Source organism: Paenibacillus whitsoniae, from assembly GCF_003955665.1.
GTDB lineage: Bacteria > Bacillota > Bacilli > Paenibacillales > NBRC-103111 > Paenibacillus_E > Paenibacillus_E whitsoniae.
Genome location: NZ_RXHU01000055.1, coordinates 1 through 22,097, shown reverse-complemented (window position 1 = coordinate 22,097; position 22,097 = coordinate 1). Strand labels below are relative to the sequence as shown.

12 protein-coding genes are annotated in these 22,097 nt (G+C 51.7%); 11 read left to right on the top strand and 1 reads right to left on the bottom strand.

Going from position 1 to position 22,097, the window contains the following annotated elements; translation table 11 throughout:
* The first annotated feature begins 96 nt into the window (after window positions 1-96).
* The 9 genes from EJQ19_RS18435 to EJQ19_RS18395 all read left to right on the top strand — a co-directional run bounded on the left by EJQ19_RS18435 (window position 97) and on the right by EJQ19_RS18395 (window position 18,975).
* A complete protein-coding gene (locus tag EJQ19_RS18435) occupies window positions 97-3,066 on the top strand; it encodes a discoidin domain-containing protein (RefSeq protein WP_241242977.1) in 2,970 nt (989 codons plus the stop codon).
* A complete protein-coding gene (locus EJQ19_RS18430; RefSeq protein ID WP_126142713.1) occupies window positions 3,023-7,324 on the top strand; it encodes a discoidin domain-containing protein in 4,302 nt (1,433 codons plus the stop codon). Before EJQ19_RS18435 ends, EJQ19_RS18430 begins: the two co-directional genes overlap by 44 nt.
* A 296-nt stretch (window positions 7,325-7,620) precedes the next feature.
* Window positions 7,621-13,035: an S-layer homology domain-containing protein gene (locus EJQ19_RS18425; RefSeq protein ID WP_126142712.1), complete on the top strand. Its 5,415-nt coding sequence runs from the start codon at window positions 7,621-7,623 to the stop codon at window positions 13,033-13,035.
* A gap of 97 nt (window positions 13,036-13,132) precedes the next feature.
* A complete protein-coding gene (locus tag EJQ19_RS18420; RefSeq protein ID WP_126142711.1) occupies window positions 13,133-13,681 on the top strand; it encodes a glycerol-3-phosphate responsive antiterminator in 549 nt (182 codons plus the stop codon).
* A gap of 220 nt (window positions 13,682-13,901) precedes the next feature.
* Complete coding sequence (locus EJQ19_RS18415; RefSeq protein ID WP_241242975.1) at window positions 13,902-14,780, top strand: HAD-IIA family hydrolase; 879 nt, start codon at window positions 13,902-13,904, stop codon at window positions 14,778-14,780.
* Window positions 14,781-14,792: 12 nt separating this feature from the next.
* Entirely contained in the window at window positions 14,793-16,139 is a 1,347-nt protein-coding gene (locus tag EJQ19_RS18410) for an ABC transporter substrate-binding protein (protein WP_126142710.1), read from the top strand.
* 164 nt (window positions 16,140-16,303) lie between these two features.
* The gene (locus EJQ19_RS18405) at window positions 16,304-17,128 is read left to right on the top strand and encodes a carbohydrate ABC transporter permease (RefSeq protein WP_126142738.1); all 825 of its coding nucleotides are present in this window, start codon (window positions 16,304-16,306) and stop codon (window positions 17,126-17,128) included.
* Between the two features lie 15 nt (window positions 17,129-17,143).
* Window positions 17,144-17,959, top strand: coding sequence for a carbohydrate ABC transporter permease (locus EJQ19_RS18400; RefSeq protein ID WP_126142709.1), 816 nt, complete (start codon window positions 17,144-17,146; stop codon window positions 17,957-17,959).
* Between the two features lie 188 nt (window positions 17,960-18,147).
* Window positions 18,148-18,975: a PPK2 family polyphosphate kinase gene (locus tag EJQ19_RS18395; RefSeq protein WP_126142708.1), complete on the top strand. Its 828-nt coding sequence runs from the start codon at window positions 18,148-18,150 to the stop codon at window positions 18,973-18,975.
* Window positions 18,976-19,053: 78 nt separating this feature from the next.
* On the opposite strand, the gene EJQ19_RS18390 is transcribed toward EJQ19_RS18395, so the two are convergent.
* Window positions 19,054-19,935 (bottom strand): helix-turn-helix transcriptional regulator, encoded by an 882-nt coding sequence (locus EJQ19_RS18390; protein ID WP_126142707.1) that lies wholly within the window; start codon window positions 19,933-19,935, stop codon window positions 19,054-19,056.
* Window positions 19,936-20,095: 160 nt separating this feature from the next.
* Here EJQ19_RS18390 and EJQ19_RS18385 point away from each other — a divergent pair, with 160 nt between their 5' ends.
* Window positions 20,096-20,986: a sugar phosphate isomerase/epimerase family protein gene (locus EJQ19_RS18385; RefSeq protein ID WP_126142706.1), complete on the top strand. Its 891-nt coding sequence runs from the start codon at window positions 20,096-20,098 to the stop codon at window positions 20,984-20,986.
* 16 nt (window positions 20,987-21,002) lie between these two features.
* Entirely contained in the window at window positions 21,003-22,028 is a 1,026-nt protein-coding gene (locus EJQ19_RS18380) for a Gfo/Idh/MocA family protein (protein ID WP_126142705.1), read from the top strand.
* Window positions 22,029-22,097 lie beyond the last annotated feature (69 nt).

Sequence of the window (22,097 nt, the reverse complement as noted above, 5' to 3'; positions counted from 1 at the left end):
TGAAAGGAGGTGAATGTAATCGCTTACAAAAATGGTTGTGCCTGAAGCAATTCGGACTTGTTTTGCTTTTATAATCGAAAGGAGATGCTCTTAGTGATGAAGCAATGTAAGCGTATGAGCCCGTTTCTAACTCGCTTTATGATCCTGCTGCTATTGATCGGATTGATGCCGTATCCCCCTTCGACTGCGAGGGCTGCGGATACGCAGGCTCCGGCAGCACCGACTAATGTAGCGTCAACTTGGCGCACGGCTGACTCGGTTCATCTGACATGGGCCGTGCCTACAGACGATACGGGTGTAACTGGATATGACATCTATAAGGATGGCGTCATACTTGCCAGCATTAACGGTGCGCCTGCCTATTCAGCCACAGGTCTCTCTGAGGGAACGACGTATTCCTTCACCGTTCGCGCCAAAGATGCCGCAGGTAACATTTCCGCGTCAAGTGCCGCTGCTACCGTGAAGCTGGAGGAGATGGACCGTTATGCATGGACATTATCCTCATCGCACAACAATACGGCATCCACACTGGCGCTTGCAACTGACAATGCGGTGTCCACCCGCTGGACGAGCGGTTCCGCTCAAGCGGTCGGTATGTGGCTGCAAATCGATACAGGCCCGGCAGACAAGTCCTACAATAGGCTTGTCATCGATACTGCGAACTCGGCAGGGGATTACGCCCGCGGATACGAGATCAAAGTTTCCGAGGACGGGCAAACCTGGAGCAGTGCAATTGCGCAAGGCAACGGCAGCGCTGTGATCGATGTCTCATTTGCGGTTCAGACGGCCCGGTATATCCGCATCACGTTGACCAAGAGCAATGGCAGTTGGTGGTCGGTTCATGATTTGAAGCTGTTTGGGAGCACGGATGCGGATACGGCGGACCCGCAGGTACCCGAAGGTGAGACGGCATCACAGGTGACGGATTCCGACGTCACCCTGCAATGGAATGAAAGCACTGATAATGTGAAGGTTCTCGGGTATGAAATTCAAGCCGGTAGCCAATATGCAGGATTTTCTCGTATAACGAGCTATAAAGTTGCGGGCCTTTCTCCGAAAGCTTCGTATTCGTTCAAAATCCGCGCCATCGATTTGGCCGGCAACGCATCGGCGTGGAGCGATCCGGTAACGGTGCAAACGACGGGGGTGATCGACCGGACGCTTTGGACGGTCAGCGCCTCAAGCAATAGTGGTGGAGCGGGGGCCGCGATTGATGGCAATGCCGCTACCCGGTGGAGTAACGGTGCCGCCCAAACGGCGGGAGCCTGGTTTCAGATCGATATGGGGCCCGGTGATAAAACCTACAACAAACTTGTACTGAATGCTGCGGGCTCCGCTGGGGATTACGCCAGAGAGTTCGATATTACCGTATCGGCTGACGGCGTGAACTGGGGCGCCCCCATCGCCAGAGTGGCGGGGACTTCGGCTATCGTAACGGCCGTCTTTCCGGAGCAGACTGCTAGGTTTATCCGGTTGACGTTAACGAAAGGCGTCGGCAGCTACTGGTCGATTCACGAGCTGAACGCCTATGGAACGATTGCCCCGGATCTGAATCCTCCCACCGCACCGGCAAATGTGAGTGTGTCCAGCGTATTGGATACGCAAATCGATGCGACTTGGGATGCCTCGACCGATGACATTGCCGTTGTCGGCTACAATCTGTATATCAACGGGCTGCATGCCGGGTATACGAATAAGAGAAACTACCGGGTTACCGGGTTAACGGCAAACACGACTTACAGCCTTGTCATAAAGGCGAAGGATTTATACGGCAATGAATCGCCGGCCAGCATCGCAGTTCCTTTTACGACGCATGATGTTATTAAAGTCCCGCTGATCGCCAGATACGACATGGAGCCGGTCCAAGGGGATGCATCCGCGATTGCGGATACGAGCGGTTTCGGTCAGAACGGCACATACAGCTCCCCGGCGGCTTATGTTGAAGGGCGTACGGGCGGTGGTAAGGCGCTGCAGCTATCGGGAGCAGATCAAGCGAGAACCACCACACTGAATCAATTGAACAAGGTATCGTCTGCCTTTACGATTTCGGCGTGGGTCCGGCCCGACGATCTGAACGGCTATCAGCCAATCGTAACCAAGCGGGACGCCAACTGGAAAGGGACGACCTTTTATCTCGGCTTGCAGGGGAATGCCTTATATTTTGGATCGGATTACGGAGAAAAGTGGTATAACTGGAAGTTCACAGCCTCTGAGCTGGCGGCCGGACAGTGGTCCCATGTAGCGGTAACCTTCGAGAAGTACAAGGGAGCCAACTTCTACGTGAACGGCAAGCTGATCGGGACTGTCGACGGCAGTGCGGTGTTCACCGATCTATTGCCGAATGACGTAACGATGCTGTTCGGAACGGAATGGCACTACGATAGTGCTCTAAGAGCGATGGTGAAGTATGGCTTTCGGGGCGCTATCGATTCCCTGCATATGTACGCATCGTCGCTTACGTTCGATCAGGTCAAAGCCGATATGAACGGAACCATCGCGACCCGAATGTCGGAGATCAGCGACTTTACGGCACCGACCAAATATGCGACCTTCCGGCTGGTCCGATTCGATACACCCACAGGCTTGTTTACGAAGGGCAGCGCTAAAATCCATCAAAATGCCAACCGGGTGGACGGTCCGAATGCCGTCGATTGGCCGGCTATCCAGCTCCGTATTCCGCTTGCCGACCATTCGGTCAGGACGGTTCAGCCTTTTGCAGACGGCCCTGAATATAAGTCGGAAATTCTGCTTCAACAGACGCCGCAAAACATGTCGATCGTACAGCAGTCATCCGATAACGTACTCCAACCGGGGAATCACTGGGTGCGCGGTGTTGCCTGGCGCTGGGGGCAAACGAATATGTACACGGCTGACCGTACGGCCCGCAGTTGGACCTGGGATTACGAGTTGTGGACGTTTCCTATACGTATCGCGAGTGCTACGCCAGGGGCGGTTACCCATGTCGTGCTGAAAAATGACGGCCAGGAAATAATACAACAGCGGAACCCGCAGCTTCGATTCGTTGACGCTGCTGCTGCCGCAGAACGAGAGCGGCAAGCCGTATGAATTATGGGTGAACGGACGAGGACCTGTCAGCTTCGATGCAGGCTTGCAGCCTGTTGTTGCAGGCGATCCGAAGGATATTCCTTACGAGGTGAATGTACCTGTTCCGGGCTCAGGTCCGGTCATTACCGTGCAGAGTCTCAATCAGCCGGAATCATTTCCGAATCAATCGGCCTGGGACGCGGATGTGCAGGCATTGGCGGGAGCAAAGCCTGATACGCCGGAATACGACGAAGCTTCGGCTTCGATCGAACGTCATGTGGGCGTCGATGTTCCGCGGTCGGCCGAAACGATCAACTTCATTTATTTGCCGCATGGCATGAGCTCGGGCGGATTCTATCATTCCGAGCATCCCGAAATCGCGGCTCAATATGCGAATATCGGGACCGTAGCGGATTATGCGAATTATGTAGCCGATACCGGTTACGATCGGGTATACGAATACAGCTCCTTTGAGGAGCCGGCGAATGCCAAGAGCCAGGCGAATATGGCCCAAGAACTCAGTGAAAGAGGGGTCCAGCTCGGGTTTATTCCACGAACGGACTGGGACGTCATCACCTCAAGCAGCCAGAACCTGCCTTTTTACAGCTCGTACATCGCTGATTTTCATGCACCGCTTTATCGCGACATCCAGCTTGGCCTACAGCGGCTCGGTGCTTATCCGAATATAGCGGGGGTCAGCCTGGGCGCGGATAACGCGGGCTATGCCTCCTACTGGGACTGGGCGCCGCCGCATCCGAACCGCCCATGGGGCAGGGCGTTCACAGCGTTCCAGACGGCAGCGGGACTTCCGCTCACGACGCCGCTGGCCCCTAGTCTGCAAGGGATGTATACCCCGAAGACGCATGAATATTTTACAACTAGCTCCAAGCCGTTCTTGGATTACATTGCACGTTATAACGAAACGTTCAAAGCTTTCGGTTACTTCTCCAAAGCGGTGTCGGAAGTTAATGGCAAGTACTCTACGACGACCGGCTCGTTCGGAAGCTCGCCAGGAGTAGGTGCTCGAGGAGGCTGGGTATGGGCGACCATTCCCGGCAAGGAGATGCACGAGCAGCTGCCGGTACAGAGTGCTTACGATTGGAATGAAAAAAGCTCCTCTAAGCCCTTGCACAATGTTGCGCTGATCGACCGCTTGCGCAGTTACGATCCGAATAAAACGACATGGTCGCTCCTCGACGATTTCTCCTTGTTCTTTGGAAAAGAGGATCGCGAAAGCGCATATGCGATGGCGTTAACCCGGGGCATTCAGGCGATCGGAACGAATGTATTGCCGAATAACAAAGGGAATGCAGCCAAACCGCAGAGCATTGCGGAACAGAAAGAGCTCTATGCATGGATTCATCGCTATGGCGGTGCGTATGCCATGGCCAATCCGACTCCGACCATCGGCATTATGTATGTGAACGATCAAGCTTTACTGAGGGGGAACGTCGGCGGCGACAATCCGACCGATATGCAGCTGTTGGCTGGGTCCCATGAGGGGAAAGTGTCGGAAGCGTTGTTCCTTGCCCATGCGGCAGGCTGGCCTGCAAAGGTCATTACGCCAGAGGAATTGAAGCGTGGCTTGCCGAATTCGATGAAGGCCATTCTCCTTGTCGGACTGAACCAATTTGACAACAGCTGGAGTTGGAGCGAAGGCCTTGCATCCGAGCTGCAAAGCTTTGTTGATGGTGGCGGCCGCATCTTGAGAGACGACGAATCGGTATCGCCCGTCACCTCCGTCGCAACGAACATGCAGGTTAGATCCTATGTGGTGCAAAGCGATACGGATCAGACGAATTTGCTTTTAACCCGCAATGCCGACAATATTGCCAAGCTGCAGACAGCCATGGCGGGGATCGCCAAGCCGATTGCTGCTTCAGCGAAAAGCGATGTGTGGGCGGTGCCGACGCGGTCCGGCGACACCCAATATGTGACAGTGCTGAATCAGAAGCATAATACGGCTGCAGGTGAGACTCAGCATCTGATCGGACAGACGGCGGCGCTGGAATGGCATACGGACCGTCCGATCTACGACATCAGGCAAGCGCGCAAAATAACGCAGGCGGAAGCAGAGCAGGTCAATTTGCAGACGAACGGCTTCCAGTGGTATGCACTACCGCCCGCCGAAGTGACGATACCGGAAATTACCGTCGATCTATCGAATTCCGGCTTCTATGAAGCCTATACGATGATCCGCAATCCGAATCCGATGTCCGGCATTCCCGTGGAAATTACCGTCAGCCATACGGTTAGCGGGGATAGCGCTACTGTGTACTCGGCAACGGGCTTAACAGCCAAGCTGCCGCTGCAGATAAGCGATACACCGGGGGCCTACTCGGTAAAAGTGAAGGAACTCCTTAGCGGGCTGGAGGCAGAGACATTGATTATCGTTCAATCGCAGCAAACCGAGGCGCAGCCCGATGTGACGATCCACCGTGAACCGGATATCCGCAAATTCAGTGCTCGTAAAGACGTTCCATTGATTGTCGCCTTAACAGCGGCCCAACATGCAGATCCGGCCATTGTCGCGCAGGCCGAGAGGCTAATGCAGCACTATACTCAGCAAGGTCGAAGCGCGCAGCTTGGATTAGCGGAGCCAGGCGGCGTTGTGAAAAGCTTGCAGGAATATGAGTCGCAGCTGAAATATCCAAAGTGGAAAACGGTTGACGCCGACCTGGTGCTGTTCGGCAGCACGTCGACGAACGTCTTGCTGCTCGACCAGGCAAGAGCGTACTTATTGCCGGAGCAAGGGGCGAATCTGGCCCCCGGAGAGGCGTCGATTGGCCTAGTGAACTCGGCGTTTATTGGGGAGTATAATGTCTTGAATATTGTCGCCAACGATGCGGCTGGCATGACTGCTGCGGTTGACACTTTGCTTGGATTGGAGGCATCGAAGCCGGACGCGCCGCAATATGTAACGACGACGCGTGTGACCGATACGTCCGTTGCCTTGTCCTGGCTCTCAGGCGATAACGCACCGGGCAGTTATAGGATTGAGCGAAGAACGAATGGCGATGCCGACTGGGAAACGGTTGCAACGATAGCGGGGAGCACGACTTCCTATGAGGATACTGGTCTTCACGCAGGTTCCTTCTACAGCTACAGAATCATAGCGATGAATAGCAGCGGGGAATCGAAGCCGGGGGAAACGATTTATGTCGTTACGGCCGGTGCCCTGGCAGCACCGGAACCGATAGACCCTCTGGCGCCTCTGTCGCGTACGACTTGGACGGCAACAGCTTCCCACGGCGCCGCTCAAGCAGGCAACGCATTGGACGGAAATGCCTCGACCCGCTGGACGACCGGCACAGCGCAAGTCAACGGGCAATATTACCAGGTTGATATGAAAGCGAACCGTACGTTTAACAGACTTGTTCTGGATACAACAGGGAGTTCGGGCGACTATCCGCGCAAGTATGAGGTATATGTTTCAACGGATGGAAGCTCATGGGGAAGCGCCATATCATCGGGCTCCGGCAGTATGGTTACGACGATTGATTTCCCTGTGCAGATCGCCCGATACATTCGGGTTGTTCAGACTGGCAGTGTTGGCGTGTATTGGTCCATTCACGAGTTCAATGTATATCACGCTGACCGAGAAGCGCCAACGGTGCCAGCGGGGGTAACGATGACGAACAAAACGGATGCTACGGTAAGCTTGAGTTGGAATGCTTCCACCGACAACTATGGCGTTGCCGGCTATGATATATTTAACGGCACGCAGCAAGTGAACGCTGCTTTGATAACGGATACCAGCTATACGGTAACCGGACTGACGCAGCAAACGGAATACGTGTTAACCGTCAAAGCGAAGGATGCGTCAGGTAACGTTTCCGCAGCAAGCTCGTCGGTGTCGGTGAAAACGAACGCAGCTCCGCTGTCGCGCAGCGGTTGGACGGCGATAGCCTCCCAGATGAGCTCAAGGGCAGGCAATGCACTGGACGGCGTTGTCTCTACCCGCTGGGATACTGCAACGGCACAGGTATACGGTCAATATTTTCAAGTCGATATGCAGTCCGCAATGACATTTAGCCGGATTGTCCTAGATGCAGCTGGAAGTACTTGGGATTATCCTAGAAAATATGAGGTTTACGTTTCACAGGATGGAATAATATGGGGAACCGTGGTAGCTTCGGGCTCGGGCAGCACGGTGACGACGATTAACTTTCCTGAACAGACGGCCAGATTTATTCGAGTTGTGCAAACGGGCAGTGTAGGATCGTACTGGTCTATTCATGAATTCAATGTGTATTGGATAGACCCGGGTCCACGTTGAAGATGATTAAATTTTTTACAATTTCTTATTCCATAGATAACATACAACAAACAATCAGTCGCTAGTATAGGTGATAGGATAACTGAATAGGCAGGGGTAGGAGACGAGGAGAAAACCCTTCAAGGCACCAAATGATTGGCTAGTCGCAACTAGCTGATGCATTTGTATGTCGTGAAGGGTTTTTTGTGTTCTCCAAAACAGCAGGAAGGAGTTGTGGAAGCCGCATAGGTAACCTGATTAGCAAGAGGTTTATACCATTTTCATCCATTTCCTACTATCAGAAAGGATTGATTGCTATGAAACGATATAAGAAGTACTTGAATAGTCTTGTAGTTGCCACGTTAATAGCCGGTTGTGCACCATTGGGCATCTTCCCTGAGCAGCAGGCACATGCCGCAGATGATGTTAGAAATTCGCTAAATGTCAGGAAGACTGTTAACGCTCCCGTGATCGACGGGAAATTGGATGAGTCACTCTGGACAATTGACCAACGTATAACGAAACAAACAGGCAATGGGACGTTCACAGATAGTAAATTCGGCATGCTTTGGGACAATAAGTATTTGTATATCGGGGTCAAGGCCGATGATGATAATCTGATCACAGCAGGATCGGGGAATTGGTTTGATCAAGATAGCATTAATTTTTTTCTCGATCCAACGATGCATCAATCGGCTCCTTATGCCGCAGATGATATGCAGCTCGGATTTGTCTATCAAGCGGATTCCACAACGCCAGAGTTTCACTATGGTGCTGCCGCCAACGGCCAAAGCAGCAAGGATGCCAATAAGATTTTAAGAGCCATACAGAAGACAGGAACAGGCTGGTCCTTAGAAGTCGCCGTCCCTTGGGATATATTGAAGATGGATCCGGTGCTGACGAAGAAGCTGGGCTTGGAAATTGGGGTAACGGATCGTTATGGGGCGGACACGACAGAGCAAAGAAACAGCTACTGGAGTGCGTATCACGCGACCTCATTCTGGAACGATACCTCCGGTTTCGGCGTGATTAACCTGATCGACAGCAATCCAGTAACAGATCCGGTGAATCCCGTGCTGCTGGAGGAAAATTTTGATGCCTATCCGAATGGCACAATTCCTTATGGATGGATTTCGGATGTGAACGCAGGAAGCAGCCCATTTACAGTCGTGCAGGATACGTATGGCAACGGCAGAATCACTTTTGATGGGAAAGCTTCGGGCAAACAGGCGAGAATTGTTGCACCCGTTCAGTGGGACAACTATACGGTGGAAGCGGATGTAAGATTCGAAGCTGTATTGGACGCAGCAAGATGGGCCTCACTGATGTTCAGGGTGCCTTCTACAGGGAAAGTGCCATACAATCAAATGGCGATCCGTCAAAATGGTACGTATGAATTCGCTTATCGCAAGTCGGACGGCAGCTGGTATTCGCCAACGCCCATTACCGGCACTTGGCGAGTGTTGACCTTGAATACCGACTACACGATGAAGGTTCGCGTTTTTGGCAATAATGTCAAAGAATATATGAAGGCGAAGTCAGATCCAACCTATACAATGGTAACAGACACCACGCTGCCTGCGACGGTTGTTATGGAAAAAGGCAAGATAGGACTGCAAGCGGATCAAAGCAAGGTGTCGTTCGACAATGTGAAGGTAACGAGAATTACGGCGGATCGGCTTGACCTCATTGTCCCCAGCACGATGGAAGCACTGACCGGCCCTATGAGCGTTACCGGAAGTGTCTATTACTCAGACGGTTATACGGAATCGATTGCGAGCAAGCCTTTGAAGTTCTACTCCTCGGATGAGTCGATTATCAAAGTCTCGAACAATGCTTTGTATCCAATAAAAGCAGGCAGTGCTACGGTTAGGGTCATTTACGATAATGCGGAGTACTTGCAAGAAGTGACTGTGACCCCTAGCACGCTGCCGGCGAAGGCCGTCGCGATCAAGCACGATAGCGGTTATGTTTTAGCCACAGTGAATCAGCCGCTACCTTTAAGCGGTATCACGTTTAAAGCGGATTTTAGCGACTTTTCATCCGGTTCCATAACCGGCAGCGACTTGGCGTGGACCTCCAGCAGTCCTTCCGTCATTGTGAACAGTAACAGCCTGAGCGTGCAACAAAAAGGGGTATACACCCTGAGTGCTCAAAAAGACGGCGTTTCTGTCTCCGTGTTGGTTGTTGCGAAAGAAGCGACTGACAGCGAGTATGTGCTTTACGAAGAGAATTTTAATCAGTTAACGGATGGAACGCTTCCCGCTGGCTGGAGTCGAAAAGAAGGGACGACTGCGAGCAAAGCTGTTGTGAAATCCGGCGGCTTTGAGATGGATGCAGCTGCAACGCCGGACAATCCTTCGCGAGTTCTTTTACCCGACTACCTAGGGACATTTGGAAACTATAAAATCGAAGCTGATGTGACGCACTTGCAAGCGAACGATGCCGCAAGATGGCATTCCATTATGTATCGAATTCAAAACAGTGATTATCCGTACTATCAAATGGCCGTCCGAAAAGATGCTACCGCTGCAAATGGCATAGAATTTGCGGAGAGAAATGCCGCCAATGCCTGGAATGTGATGGATACAGGGGCTTTTACGGAAGCCATAGATCCAAGCAAAATGTACCACTATACGGTCAAGGCATTTGGCAATCGCGTGATGGAAATGATTAACGACAAGGTTGTTGTGGATACGGACAATGCAGGTGCGTATACGAAAGGACGAATTGGACTGCAAGCTAACGGCAGCAAAATGCGGGTGGATAACATTCGGATTACGCTGCAGCAGGATTCGCTTCCTCCCACGGCGACGGATCGGTATGCCAGCGTGACAGAGCCTGCGACCCAAATTGCGATGGCTTCCACCATTGTAACTGAACTTACCCAAACGGCCGATTTGGCCCAATGGGCGAATGCTGCAACACCGGCAACGGCTATTTTACATGTGAACAACGAACTGCAAGTCAACGATCGGGCGGGAGAAGTGGTCATTGGCGACATACCAGCGATCTTAAGTACGTTTGGGACGAAGACCATGCCGGCCTTTTATGTCAAGGATGCACCTACCGTCGATAAGCTGATTGCGTATTTGAAGGAAAATCGACTGGAAGATGTATTCGTGATGTCTGACAACGGTGAGTTGGTTAAAAGGGCACGATTAGCCTATCCGATTGTTCGGGGAATTGTGGATTTTAGCGCCAAGTCGATTGTCGGCAAAGAACAATTGCTGGAAGTTCGCCAGACAACCAATGCCAGCCTCGCGCATATTGCTGTGCTGCCGCAAAATGCCGCAACAAGAGAAAACACGGACTATTTGCAAATGCGAACGATCATGGTCTGGGCCAAAGATGAAGCGGCCGCTGCCGGAAAAAATATTTCCTTGCATACGTTGATTACGGCCGGGGTGAACGGCATCGTGACGGATACGCCTGCGGCAGCTTTCACCGCACTAAGCGTATACAACAAGAACAAAACACTGATTCGCAAGCCGTATATTATTGGGCACCGCGGATTGCCGTCGGCTGCGCCGGAAAATACGATTGAAAGCAATCGGTTGGCACTCGATAACGGTGCGGATTTTATCGAAAATGATGTCTATATCTCCAAAGATGGCTATCTAGTTATTCATCATGATGGGGAATTGTCTGGTACGACGAATGGTACCGGCAATATCGAGAACTACACATTGGCCGAAATCAAGGCGCTCAATGCGAATAAGTCCCATCCTGCAGGCTATCCAGATGTAAAAATTCCGACGTTGGAAGAGCAGATTGATCTCGTTCAACAGCGCGGAAAAATGATCATGAATGAAATCAAGACGTCCACACCTGCCGCCGTCGAAGCTTTCGTTCAATTGGTTAAAGCTAAAAACGCAGAGGCTGACGTTGATAACATGTCCTTTATTGCCGCCCAGATTTCGCGTACCAACAGTTTGATGCCGACCATGCCTTCGGGTCTCTTGTCGAGTTTGTCTGGAGGAAACAATATCAAAGGGATGCTGCGAACGGTACTCAGTTCGATTCAGCCCTTGAACGCTACGTTTAATAACGGCTATGGCGGTATCTCGCAAAGCTTTATGGAAGCGGCCAAGCATCGCGGTATTTTGATTTCACCTTGGACACTCAATGATCGAGCGGCGTTTAATCAATTTTTCTTAAATGGCGCCTGGGGGTTAACGACCGATTATGCCAACTGGGCGGCAGATATGGCAGCAGCTATTCGCCCGGAGAAGACGGAGTATGCCTTAACGGAAACGGAGCAGATCGCCATTAAAGCTAGCGTGACAACCTATAAAGGGGATACGTCGACCGTCTCGCCTGAGATTGTTTGGTTAGATGGGCAGAATTCCTTTGAGGTGGATGGCAACATGCTTACAGCGAAGAGCGCCGGCAGCGCGCACGCCCTGCTGCGCTATACGTACACGATGAATGATGGTAAAAAATATGACTTGTACACCCAGCCAATCACGTTGAGCGTGACTTCTGGAGGAACGGATCCAGAGATTAACCCAGGAACTGACCCAGAAACGAACCCAGGAACGGGCTCTGGCCCAAGTATAGAACCGGGCAGCAAGGACTCTGCTTACACCGTGACAGATACGATTATGCATGCCGTCATCCAGTCGTCGGAAACGAACGATAAGCTGATTGTACCTGTGCCAATGAGTGAAAAGCAGGATGAAGCAGTTGCCGTTCTGACACCGCAAGCTATCCAAACGGTGCTGTCGGCTGCAAGCCATCGTACAGTCGTCATTCAAACATCGCTGGGCTCCTACGAGCTGAATTTGCCGGCCATCGATTTGCAGGCTTGGGCGAGCAAGTTGGGAACTTCACAGGATAAGCTTAGCCTGATGGTTCAAATCAATTCGAATGAAAAAGCCGCCTCTGAGGCAGCAGCCCACGGTCAAACAGTCAAGCAAGCTGTAGAATTTACGCTTACAGCAGGAGCAGGGGAAGGGAACCGTACAGAAATTTCAAGCTTCCAAACGTTCATTCCTAGATCGATCAAGCTGGGTGCCGCCAAGAATATCCAAGCTCTGGCTGCCGTACGCGTAGAGCGAGATGCGAATGGCAATACCGTGTATAATCCGGTTCCATTCAAGATTCAAGGGGATGAAGTTGTCATTTTCAGCCGTACCAACAGCACTTACCTACTTATCGCGAACCCAGTGACCTTCCTTGATGTGGAACAGCATTGGTCGAAACAAACCGTAGAAGCCATGGCATCTAAAAAGATTGTACAAGGTGTTGAGTCATCGATGTTTGCCCCGGATCGCCAAGTGACAAGAGCAGAATTCGCTGCTTTGCTGGTGAGAGCGTTTGGCTTACCTTCAACAGGAACAACAACGGCCAGCTTTAAGGATGTGAAGGCCTCGGATTGGTTTGCAAATACAGTTAGCGTTGCAGCAGATGCGAATCTTGTGGGCGGCTATGAAGATCATACCTTCCGTCCGAACGCGCCAATATCCCGGCAAGAAATGGCGGTTATGATCGACAGGGCGCTGCACTTTGCAGGCTACCGTGCAGAGCAGAGACCATCCGGCTCGAACCCATTCAGTGACGACGCCAATATCGCCGATTGGGCCAAGGATGCGGTCAGAGCAGCCGCCACATTGAAGATCATTAACGGCAGAGATGGCAATTCCTTTGCTCCGCTCAGCACGGGTACTCGCGCAGAAAGCGCCGTTATGCTAAGTCGTATGCTGCAAGCCCTCAACTTTTCAAATTAATGGAGTACGAATACTCCCCTCCATATTTCAAGTGGTGGAGGGGAGTGTTAATACGCAGCAAATAAATGTTTGCTAAGGTTAAAGTGGGGGTGGGCGCATGTTGGGGAAATATCCAATCATAGCATCAGTGACAAAAGACGATCAACTTGCCAAAGTTCTGGAAAGTGATGTTACCCGAGTAAATTTAATGACAGGTCATATTGGCAACCTGGAAGCGATCATGGGACAGCTTCATCGGGCAGGGAAGCAGGTATATGTGCACCTGGAGATGGTAGGCGGCCTTGGTCGGGATGCCCATGCCGTCGCATATTTGGCTGAAAAGTTTAAAGTAGACGGGATTGTTACGACAAAATCCAACTCGATTGCAGCAGCTCGGCAAGCGGGAATTAAAAGCATTCAGCGTATTTTTATTATTGATACGGCTGCGCTGCAAACGGCGGTTCGCATGATCAACAGCATCCAGCCGGATGAAGTTGAGCTGATGCCAGGTTTAATGCCGAGAGTGATCAAAGAATTGAAAAGCATGATTAAGCAGCCGTTAATTGTCGGAGGCCTCATTCGATATGAGCAAGAAATTGTAGAAGCGCTTGACAGCGGGGCGGACTACATTTCGGTAGGAGATCCAAGCATGTGGGGCGGACTTTAAGTTTACAAAATCGTTAAATGCCGATAATTTCCCGCTTACAATTATCACGTAGTATAAGACTATAACGATCACACGTACTGATACATCGGGTCGAGACCAGGAGAAAACCCTTGTCCAGGAAAATGTGAAAATAAGCAGGAGCATGTTTCTCATCCTCCGAATGGGCTTGTTTTCGTATTTTTTGGATAAGGGTTATTTTTATTGAAAGCGAGGCAATGTTGTGGCAAAAACAACCAGATTTCCTGAGGGTGAAATCGATGGGAACATCGGCCGCGTGCATGCTCACCGAACGCTCGCAAGGAAAAACAGGAAAGAATTGCACGCATTTGAAGGCTACTTATTCGATTTGGATGGAACGATTTACGCGGGCAATAAGCTATTGCCGGGCGTGCTGAGTACCGTGAACTGGCTGCGCGAGCAAGAGAAAGCGGTGATGTTTGTGACCAATACAACCATTCGAACCAAAGAAAGCGTGCAGCAGCGGCTTAGCGAATTGGGTATCTCTTGCGAGGTGAATGAGGTCCTTACGGCATTGTGTGTGGCTGGGAAGTATTTTCAAGAGATTGAGCCGAGTGCCAATGTCCTTATGATTGGTGAAACGGCGATGGAGCAGGAGCTTGCGCGCTACGACGTCAGGATAACCGAGAATCCGATGCTTGCTACCCACGTGCTTGTCGGACTAGACAGGCAGTTCACCTTTGAAAAGCTGACGGCAGGTGTGAATGCCCTTCGTAATGGGGCCAAGCTCATTGCGGCCAATCCGGATCCCTTTTGCCCCATCGACGATGGCGTCATACCGGATACCTGGTCTTTGGTCAAAGCGCTCGAAACGGCCAGCCTGCAGAAAACCGTTCGTGTCATTGGCAAACCGTCGGCTTTCTATGCGCAAAAGGCCTTTGAGCTGCTGAATATCGAACCCTCCCAATGCCTAATGGTTGGCGATCGACTATCCACCGATATTCAGTTCGGGAATTCGAATGACATGTACACTGCGCTTGTGCTGACAGGCGCAGACGCGAAGCAAGACATCATACAGACGGGGATTGAACCTGATTATATTTTACAACAGCTTAGTGAAATTAAATCTAATCACCTTTAGGAGGATAAAAACATGAAAAAAGCACTTGTCTCTTTATTGATGGTCACGTTGGTAGCTTCAGCCACAGCTTGCGCGAAGGGAGAGAGCAGCCCAACAACGAAATCTGCTGCGGCACCTGCGGCAAGCACAGAAGCAGCAGCCAGCACGAAACCAACAGACAGCACGAAGCCGGTTGAACTGCAATTTTACTTCCCTGTCGCGGTTGGCGGCCCTATTACCAAGTTAATTGACCAGCTGGCGGACGACTTCCACAAGGAGAACCCGAACATTACGGTTAAGCCGGTGTATGGCGGCAGCTATCAGGACACTATGACCAAAGTGACTACAGCCGTACAGGGGAATAACTCGCCTGACTTGGCCGTGCTGCTTTCAACGGATCTGTACAGCTTGATATCGATGAAAGCCATTGAGGATTTGACTCCGCGTTTCTCCAAAGAATATTTCAGCGGTTTCTACGCAGCGTTCATGGGGAATACGAAGTCGGGTGATACGGTATGGAGCGTCCCATTCCAGCGCAGTACGATCGTTCTGTATTACAACAAGGATTTATTTAAAAAAGCCGGTCTTGATCCAGAGAAGGCGCCAGCGAATTGGACAGAGCTGAAGGAATATGCAGCGAAACTGACGACGAGCGACAAATCGCAGTGGGGGCTTGAGATTCCAAGCACCGGTTATCAATACTGGATGACCCAAGCGCTATCCCTGCAAACGGGTACGAACATTGTGTCAAAGGACGGCAAGCAAGTGTATTTTAACAAGCCGGAAGTGCTGGAAGCATTGCAATTCTACACTGATCTCGGGCGTAAGGATAAAGTGATGCCGGAAGGAACACTGGAGTGGGCGACGGTTCCATCCGATTTCATCAGCGGCAAAACGGCGATGATGTTCCATACAACAGGTAACCTGACCAAAGTCAAAACAGATGCGAAATTCAATTTTGGCGTAGCGTTCCTGCCAGCCAATAAAAAGTATGGCTCACCGACTGGTGGCGGCAACCTGTATGTGTTCAAAAACATTCCGGAGGACCACAAGCAAGCATCCGTAAAGTTCATTCAATTCCTAACACAGCCTGACCGGGTTGCGCAGTGGTCGATTGATACAGGCTATGTAGGCACGACAATGGCTGCTTATGATACAGACAAACTGAAAAACTACATTAAGGACTTCCCGCAAGCGGCCATAGCCAGAGATCAGCTGCAGTATGCGGACAGTGAGCTGTCGACGTATCAGAACGGTCAAGTGACGAAGCTGTTTAACGATAATATCCAGGCAGCGCTGCTAGGCACAATGACGCCGAAAGAGGCACTCGACAAATCGCAGCAGCAAGCGGATGACATTCTGAAAAGCTTTCAAAAATAGCAGCCCTTGATAGCGAAAACGAGAGGGGAGTGTTCGGCGAATAGAGGTTGCCTCTATGATCTTGCCAGCACTTCCCTTCCGCTACCTTTCAAGCGTTGTGAGAAAAGAGGGAATTGTTTTTGAGGATTAACTGGAGATTACATGGTTTCGCCTACGCACTGCTCATGCCCTCACTCCTCTTCTTAGGGTTGTTTACGTTTTACCCCATCTTGAAATCGATCTACTGGAGCTTCTACAGCTCCGATTTCACCGACAAGACGTTTGTCGGATGGGATCAATACGTACGCGTGTTTCAAGACGATATTTTCCTGAAAGTGCTAAAAAATAATGTGCTGCTTGCCGTCTGCACCGTTCCCGTAAGCATTTTTTTAGCCATGTACGTCGCGATATGGGTCAATAATAAGCTCAGAGGCACAGGCCTGCTGCGTGCGCTGTTTTTTTATCCGACCGTCATTCCCATGATCGCGATTGCAAATATATGGCTGTTTATTTATACGCCGAGCTATGGGTTGCTCGATAAGTTTATTAGCGTGTTTGGCATACCGGCCCCGCATTGGCTGGGCGATCCGAACTGGGTTCTTTTTTCGATGATGGTGATGGTGATCTGGAAGGAAGCCGGTTTCTTTATGATTTTTTACTTGGCCGGGCTGCAGAATTTACTCAAAGAAGTGTATGAAGCGGCAGCCATAGAGGGAGCGCGCCCTCTGCAGACGTTCAGAAGCATTACGTTTCCGCTCTTAATGCCAACCACGTTATTCGTCATGATGATTGCAACGACCAATTCGTTTAAAATGGTGGATCACCTGTACGTGATGACCAAAGGCGGCCCGAATAACGCCAGCAACTTGCTGTTATATCATATTTATGAGACGGCTTTCAGCTTCTGGGATATGGGGAAAGCCTCTGTGCTTACCATTGTGTTGCTCGGCATTCTGCTGAGCGTTTCCATTTTGTACTACGCGTTTCTGGATAAACGCATCCACTACTAGAAAGGAGTCAGCATCATGGTCGTAAGGATCACCAACCGCTTGTTCATCGCGCTGCTGGCTATCGTCTTTGCTATTCCGCTGATTTGGGCTGTGTTTACGTCGTTTACGCCGTCCAGTGAAGTCATTACCCGTGTGAATCCCTTTGCTATTCAACATCCCACTTTTCACAATTATAAGACGGCTTGGGAAACTGTCTCTTTTCTTCGCTATTATTCGAATACGCTGATCATCGTCATCGGGGTGCTGGCTGCCCAGCTCGTTACGGCGACGCTAGCCGCCTATGCGTTTGCCAGATTGAATTTCGCAGGCCGGGGCTTCATGTTCATGCTGTTCCTGATTCAAATTATGATACCGCCGGAAATTCTTATTTTCCCGAATTACACGATTATGAAACAGCTCGGTCTTGTCGACACCAAGCTGGCCATCATGCTGCCGTATTGGGCATCCTCGTTCAGTGTGTTCCTGCTCAGGCAAACGTTTAAGCAAATTCCGCTGGAGCTGGATGAGGCTTCGAAAATGGATGGCTGCCGCTGGTGGCAAACACTTTGGCATGTCTATCTGCCTTCAGCCAAATCAACCTACTTGGCATTCGGTTTAATTTCCATCAGCGCACACTGGAATGATTTCATGTGGCCCCTGATTATAACGAATTCCATCGAAACAAGACCGCTCACGGTCGGCATTGCGATTTTTGCCCAATCGTTTGAGACGGGAGCGCAATGGGGGACAGTCACGGCGGCTACGATCCTGGTGATTCTGCCGCTTTTAACCGCGTTTTTCGTTTTTCAACGTCAGTTTGTGGAAAGCTTTATGCACTCGGGTATCAAATAGCTGGACATTTCATGCGCAGTTATATATTCTCAAACGCTTCTGATTGCTGCATGCCAATTACACGCCTGCATACCTCATAGCATTCGCCAATATAAAGAATTGCCTAAATATTTCATGGCGCCAGATTGAATACTATCAGAAACACCTATGGTGGTATACTAGTGGGAAAAGCGATTGGAGGCGTTCCTATGCTGAAACCCTATCGGCTGAGCAATGAAGAGAAGATCGATCTGAGGCACTTTGATCCGAACGACACTGGCGAAATCAAGAGCAAGGAAGAGATTCGCGAAGAGTTCGAACAGCTGGAGCACAAGCTGCGCGAGCTGCAGGATAAGCTGTTTGCGGCCAAGAGTCATGGCGTACTCATTCTGTTTCAAGGGATGGATTGCAGCGGCAAGGACGGTGTGATCAAGAAGGTGCTGTCCAATCTCAATCCGCAAGGGTTTCGGGCGGAGAGCTTCAAGAAGCCGACCGCGGACGAAGCGGCGCATGACTTTTTGTGGCGAACGCATAAAGTCGTGCCAGGCAAAGGGTTCATTACGGCGTTTAACCGCTCTTATTACGAAGAGGTGCTCATTACCCGGGTGCACGGGATAATCAAGGATGATGAAGCGAAGAGCCGCCTGCACCATATTCGGCATTTTGAGCAGATGCTGGCGGACAGCGGTGTCGTGGTTATTAAAATCTTTTTGCATATCTCACCTGACTTCCAGCTTGAGAAGATCCGCGAACGGCTGGAGAATCCGGAAAAGCACTGGAAATTCGATCCAAGCGACCTGGAAGAGCGGCAGTATTGGGATCAGTATCAGGCGGCGTATGAAGACGTTTTCCGGTACACGGCGACCAAACAGGCCCCTTGGTACATCGTCCCGGCGAATGAGCGCTGGTTCCGGGATTACCTGGTGCTTCGCATCGTCCTTAGGGCCATGGAGAAGCTGGAGCTTTCTTATCCGCAGCCGAAAATCGAAGTGCAGACGCTTTTAGAGAAGCTGAGGGAGGAACTCCCAAGCGACTGAGCCGCTGCAGGATAACTGACTTCCACTCGCCTGATTGCAGGGCAGCGGAAGTCTTTTTTATCACATAAGAAGTTTTTCTCATTCTTTTTTGCACTGGGAAGGGCTGTAATACTTAAACTGCTTGAAAGTGCGCGTAAAATAGTTGATGCTGTTAAAACCCACCTGCTCGGCGGCTTCGGTGACGGACAGGCCTTCGGTGCGCAGCAGCTTCTCCGCCTCGTTGATGCGGAACAGGTTCACGTACTCGACGAAGGTGCGGCCGGTGAGCTTTTTGAAGGTTTTGCAAAAATGGTGGACGCTCATGCTCGTTAGCTGGGCAGCTTCCTCGAGGGAAATCGGGCGCCGGTATTCCGCCCGGATGAAGGCGAACAGCTCCTCAAATTGCTTCGCATGGAGCTGAGAGAGAGGCGCCCGCGCCTCGCGGCGAGCGGGAGGCTCTTGCCCCTGACAGCGCAGCGCGGCGGCAATCAGCAGCTGCAGGTGCGAGCGGATCGCGAGCTCATAGCCTGGCTGCTTGCGTTCAAATTCATCGATGAGTCGATGAATAAGGGGCAGGTAGTCGGCGTACGGGGGATCTCCCGGCCGCAGCTGCAGCGGGAAGCGCTTGCGGCCTTCCATGAAGGGGAGGACGATCGGGCCGTACAAGGGATCTCCAGAGTCGGCTCCGAGCAGGGATTTGTTGAACACGATGGCGTAGTAATCGACATCCGTGTTAGCTACGGCATAGCCGGCATGCAGCTCGCCGCTATGGACGAAGAGCAGGTCGCCGGGCGTTGCGTCGACTGAGATGCCGCCGATGTCGAAGACGCCGCTTCCTTTTACAAAATAAATAATTTCCATATGTTCATGCCAGTGCAGATAGAGGAAACGCTCCCCGGAACTGAGATTGTGAAAGACATTGAACAGGAAGTGCTTGCCGGGCATGTGGGTATTTTCTTTTAATTCTTTTAAGGCGGTCATGCGATCTTCCTCCTTATAGCACAAAATCGTGCAACTTTTTCACACGATCCTGGGTAGCGTCAGCGCCGAAAACTGGACTATGCTAAGTATATACCAGCTGCATCTGAGGAACCAGATCTTAGGCGAAAAGATGCAAATAGGATCGAGGAGCTTATAGACGATGGAGAATATTCGAATTGGAACGCTCGTACAGGGAAGTACGGCAGTCAAAGTCATTCCGCAAATTGTAACGCACGGCTTCGAAAGCTTTCAATTATCGTTCTGGCAAACGACGGGCATGACAGATTTGAAGGAAACAGCTGCACAAATTCGTGACATGATGGAGCAGTATGGGACGGTGGTATCGAGTTTATCGATTTTCGGCAATCCGCTTACAGGACATGAAGGCAACGCCGATACGCTGGCGAGCTGGGAGCGGCTCATTGATCATGCGCGGGATTTTGGGGCGGAGATGGTAACCGGTTTCACGGGGCGTCTGGTGGATCAGCCGATTCCGGACTCGATTCCGCGCTATAAAGCCGTGTTCGGCGAACTTGCTCGGCGTGCGGAGGCGAACGGGGTGAAGCTCGCTTTTGAAAATTGTCCGATGAACGGGAATTGGCATAAAGGGGACTGGAATATCGCGCACAACCCGGCGGCTTGGGAGTTGATGTTCGATGCGCTGCCCAATGCGAATATCGGTTTGGAGTGGGAGCCTACGCACCAGATGACGCAGCTGATCGATCCAATTCCGCAGCTTCGCAAATGGGTGAACAAAATTATTCACGTTCACGGCAAGGATGCCACGATTGCGTGGGATGTGATCAAGGAGCAGGGCATCGGCGGCCCGCAGCCGTATGTCTGGCACAGGACGCCGGGGTTTGGCGATACGAACTGGACGGACATCATCTCGATTCTTCGCCAGCATGAGTATACGGGTACGATTGACATTGAGGGCTGGCACGACCCGGTCTACCGGGATGCGTTGGAAATGACAGGTCAGGTGCATGCGCTGAATTATTTGAAAACGTGCCGGGGTGGGACGGTCGTTCCTAATCCGGTGGTTGACTAAAGGGGGGGCTTGCGAGATGACGGCATATCGGATTGTACAAGCCGGCTGCGGCAGCATGGCGAACACCTGGGTGAAATATGCGCTGGAGCGCGAGGATGCGGAGATTGTGGCTTGGGTGGATTTGTACGAGGCGGCAGCAGTCAAAATGAATGAGACCTATGGGCTGTCCGTTCCGTGGTTTGCGAGCGTGGAAGAGGCGATTCGGGAGACCGGCGCGAACCTGGTCTTTGACGTGACGGTGCCTTCGGCGCACCGGGCTGTCGCAACGGCGGCGCTGGAAGGCGGCTGCCACCTTATGAGCGAAAAACCGATGGCCGCCTCGATGGAAGAAGCCGAAGAGCTTGCACAGCTTGCGGCATCGAAGCCGGCATTGCAGTATAGCATCATGCAGAACCGCCGCTATTTGAAAAATATTCGCGCGCTCCGCGACTTGATTCGCGAAGGGACAATCGGCAAGCCGGGGTTTGTGACGGCTGACTTCTTTGTCGGTGCGCATTTCGGCGGCTTCCGCGATGCGATGGAAAGTCCGTTGATTATGGATATGGCCATCCATACGTTTGATCAGGCGCGATTCCTCATCGGGGCGAATCCGGTGTCCGCGTATTGCCACGAGTTCAACCCCGAAGGGTCGTGGTACGCAGGGAATGCGGCGGCGACCTGCATATTTGAGTTTGATAACGGCGCCGTGTTCACCTATAACGGCTCGTGGTGCTCTGAAGGGCTGCGCACGACGTGGGAAGCGGAGTGGCGCATTGCCGGCAGCAAAGGGACGGCAAGCTGGAAGGATGCGGCGCCGTATGCCGAAGTTGTTGCACCGGGACAAGAGGCGAAGTTCCTGTACGAGTACGAGCGCGTGGAAGCGCCATTTACTTGGGACGGGCGCGAAGGGCACTACGGCTGCTTGGACGAAATGTTCCAAGCGCTGGCGGAAGGGCGCTCGGCGGAGACGGGCTACGCCGACAATATTTATAGCACCGCGATGGTCTTCGGTGCGATTCAAAGCGCGAAGGAGCAGCGTAAGGTGATGCTGCGAAGAGCGTAAGGTATGGAGCCGCCCCCTCGTTGAGGGGCGGTTTTTTTGGGTTTTCGTGGGTGCCGGTGGGTCGGGCAG

What these genes read in the sequence shown, in the direction of transcription:
- EJQ19_RS18405 (WP_126142738.1), top strand. Translation starts at nt 16,304, where the DNA reads ATGCCCTCACTCCTCTTCTTAGGGTTGTTTACGTTTTACCCCATCTTG.
- EJQ19_RS18385 (WP_126142706.1), top strand. Translation starts at nt 20,096, where the DNA reads ATGGAGAATATTCGAATTGGAACGCTCGTACAGGGAAGTACGGCAGTC.
- EJQ19_RS18435 (WP_241242977.1), top strand. Translation starts at nt 97, where the DNA reads ATGAAGCAATGTAAGCGTATGAGCCCGTTTCTAACTCGCTTTATGATC.
- EJQ19_RS18420 (WP_126142711.1), top strand. Translation starts at nt 13,133, where the DNA reads ATGTTGGGGAAATATCCAATCATAGCATCAGTGACAAAAGACGATCAA.
- EJQ19_RS18390 (WP_126142707.1), bottom strand. Translation starts at nt 19,935, where the DNA reads ATGACCGCCTTAAAAGAATTAAAAGAAAATACCCACATGCCCGGCAAG.
- EJQ19_RS18395 (WP_126142708.1), top strand. Translation starts at nt 18,148, where the DNA reads ATGCTGAAACCCTATCGGCTGAGCAATGAAGAGAAGATCGATCTGAGG.
- EJQ19_RS18425 (WP_126142712.1), top strand. Translation starts at nt 7,621, where the DNA reads ATGAAACGATATAAGAAGTACTTGAATAGTCTTGTAGTTGCCACGTTA.
- EJQ19_RS18400 (WP_126142709.1), top strand. Translation starts at nt 17,144, where the DNA reads ATGGTCGTAAGGATCACCAACCGCTTGTTCATCGCGCTGCTGGCTATC.
- EJQ19_RS18380 (WP_126142705.1), top strand. Translation starts at nt 21,003, where the DNA reads ATGACGGCATATCGGATTGTACAAGCCGGCTGCGGCAGCATGGCGAAC.
- EJQ19_RS18410 (WP_126142710.1), top strand. Translation starts at nt 14,793, where the DNA reads ATGAAAAAAGCACTTGTCTCTTTATTGATGGTCACGTTGGTAGCTTCA.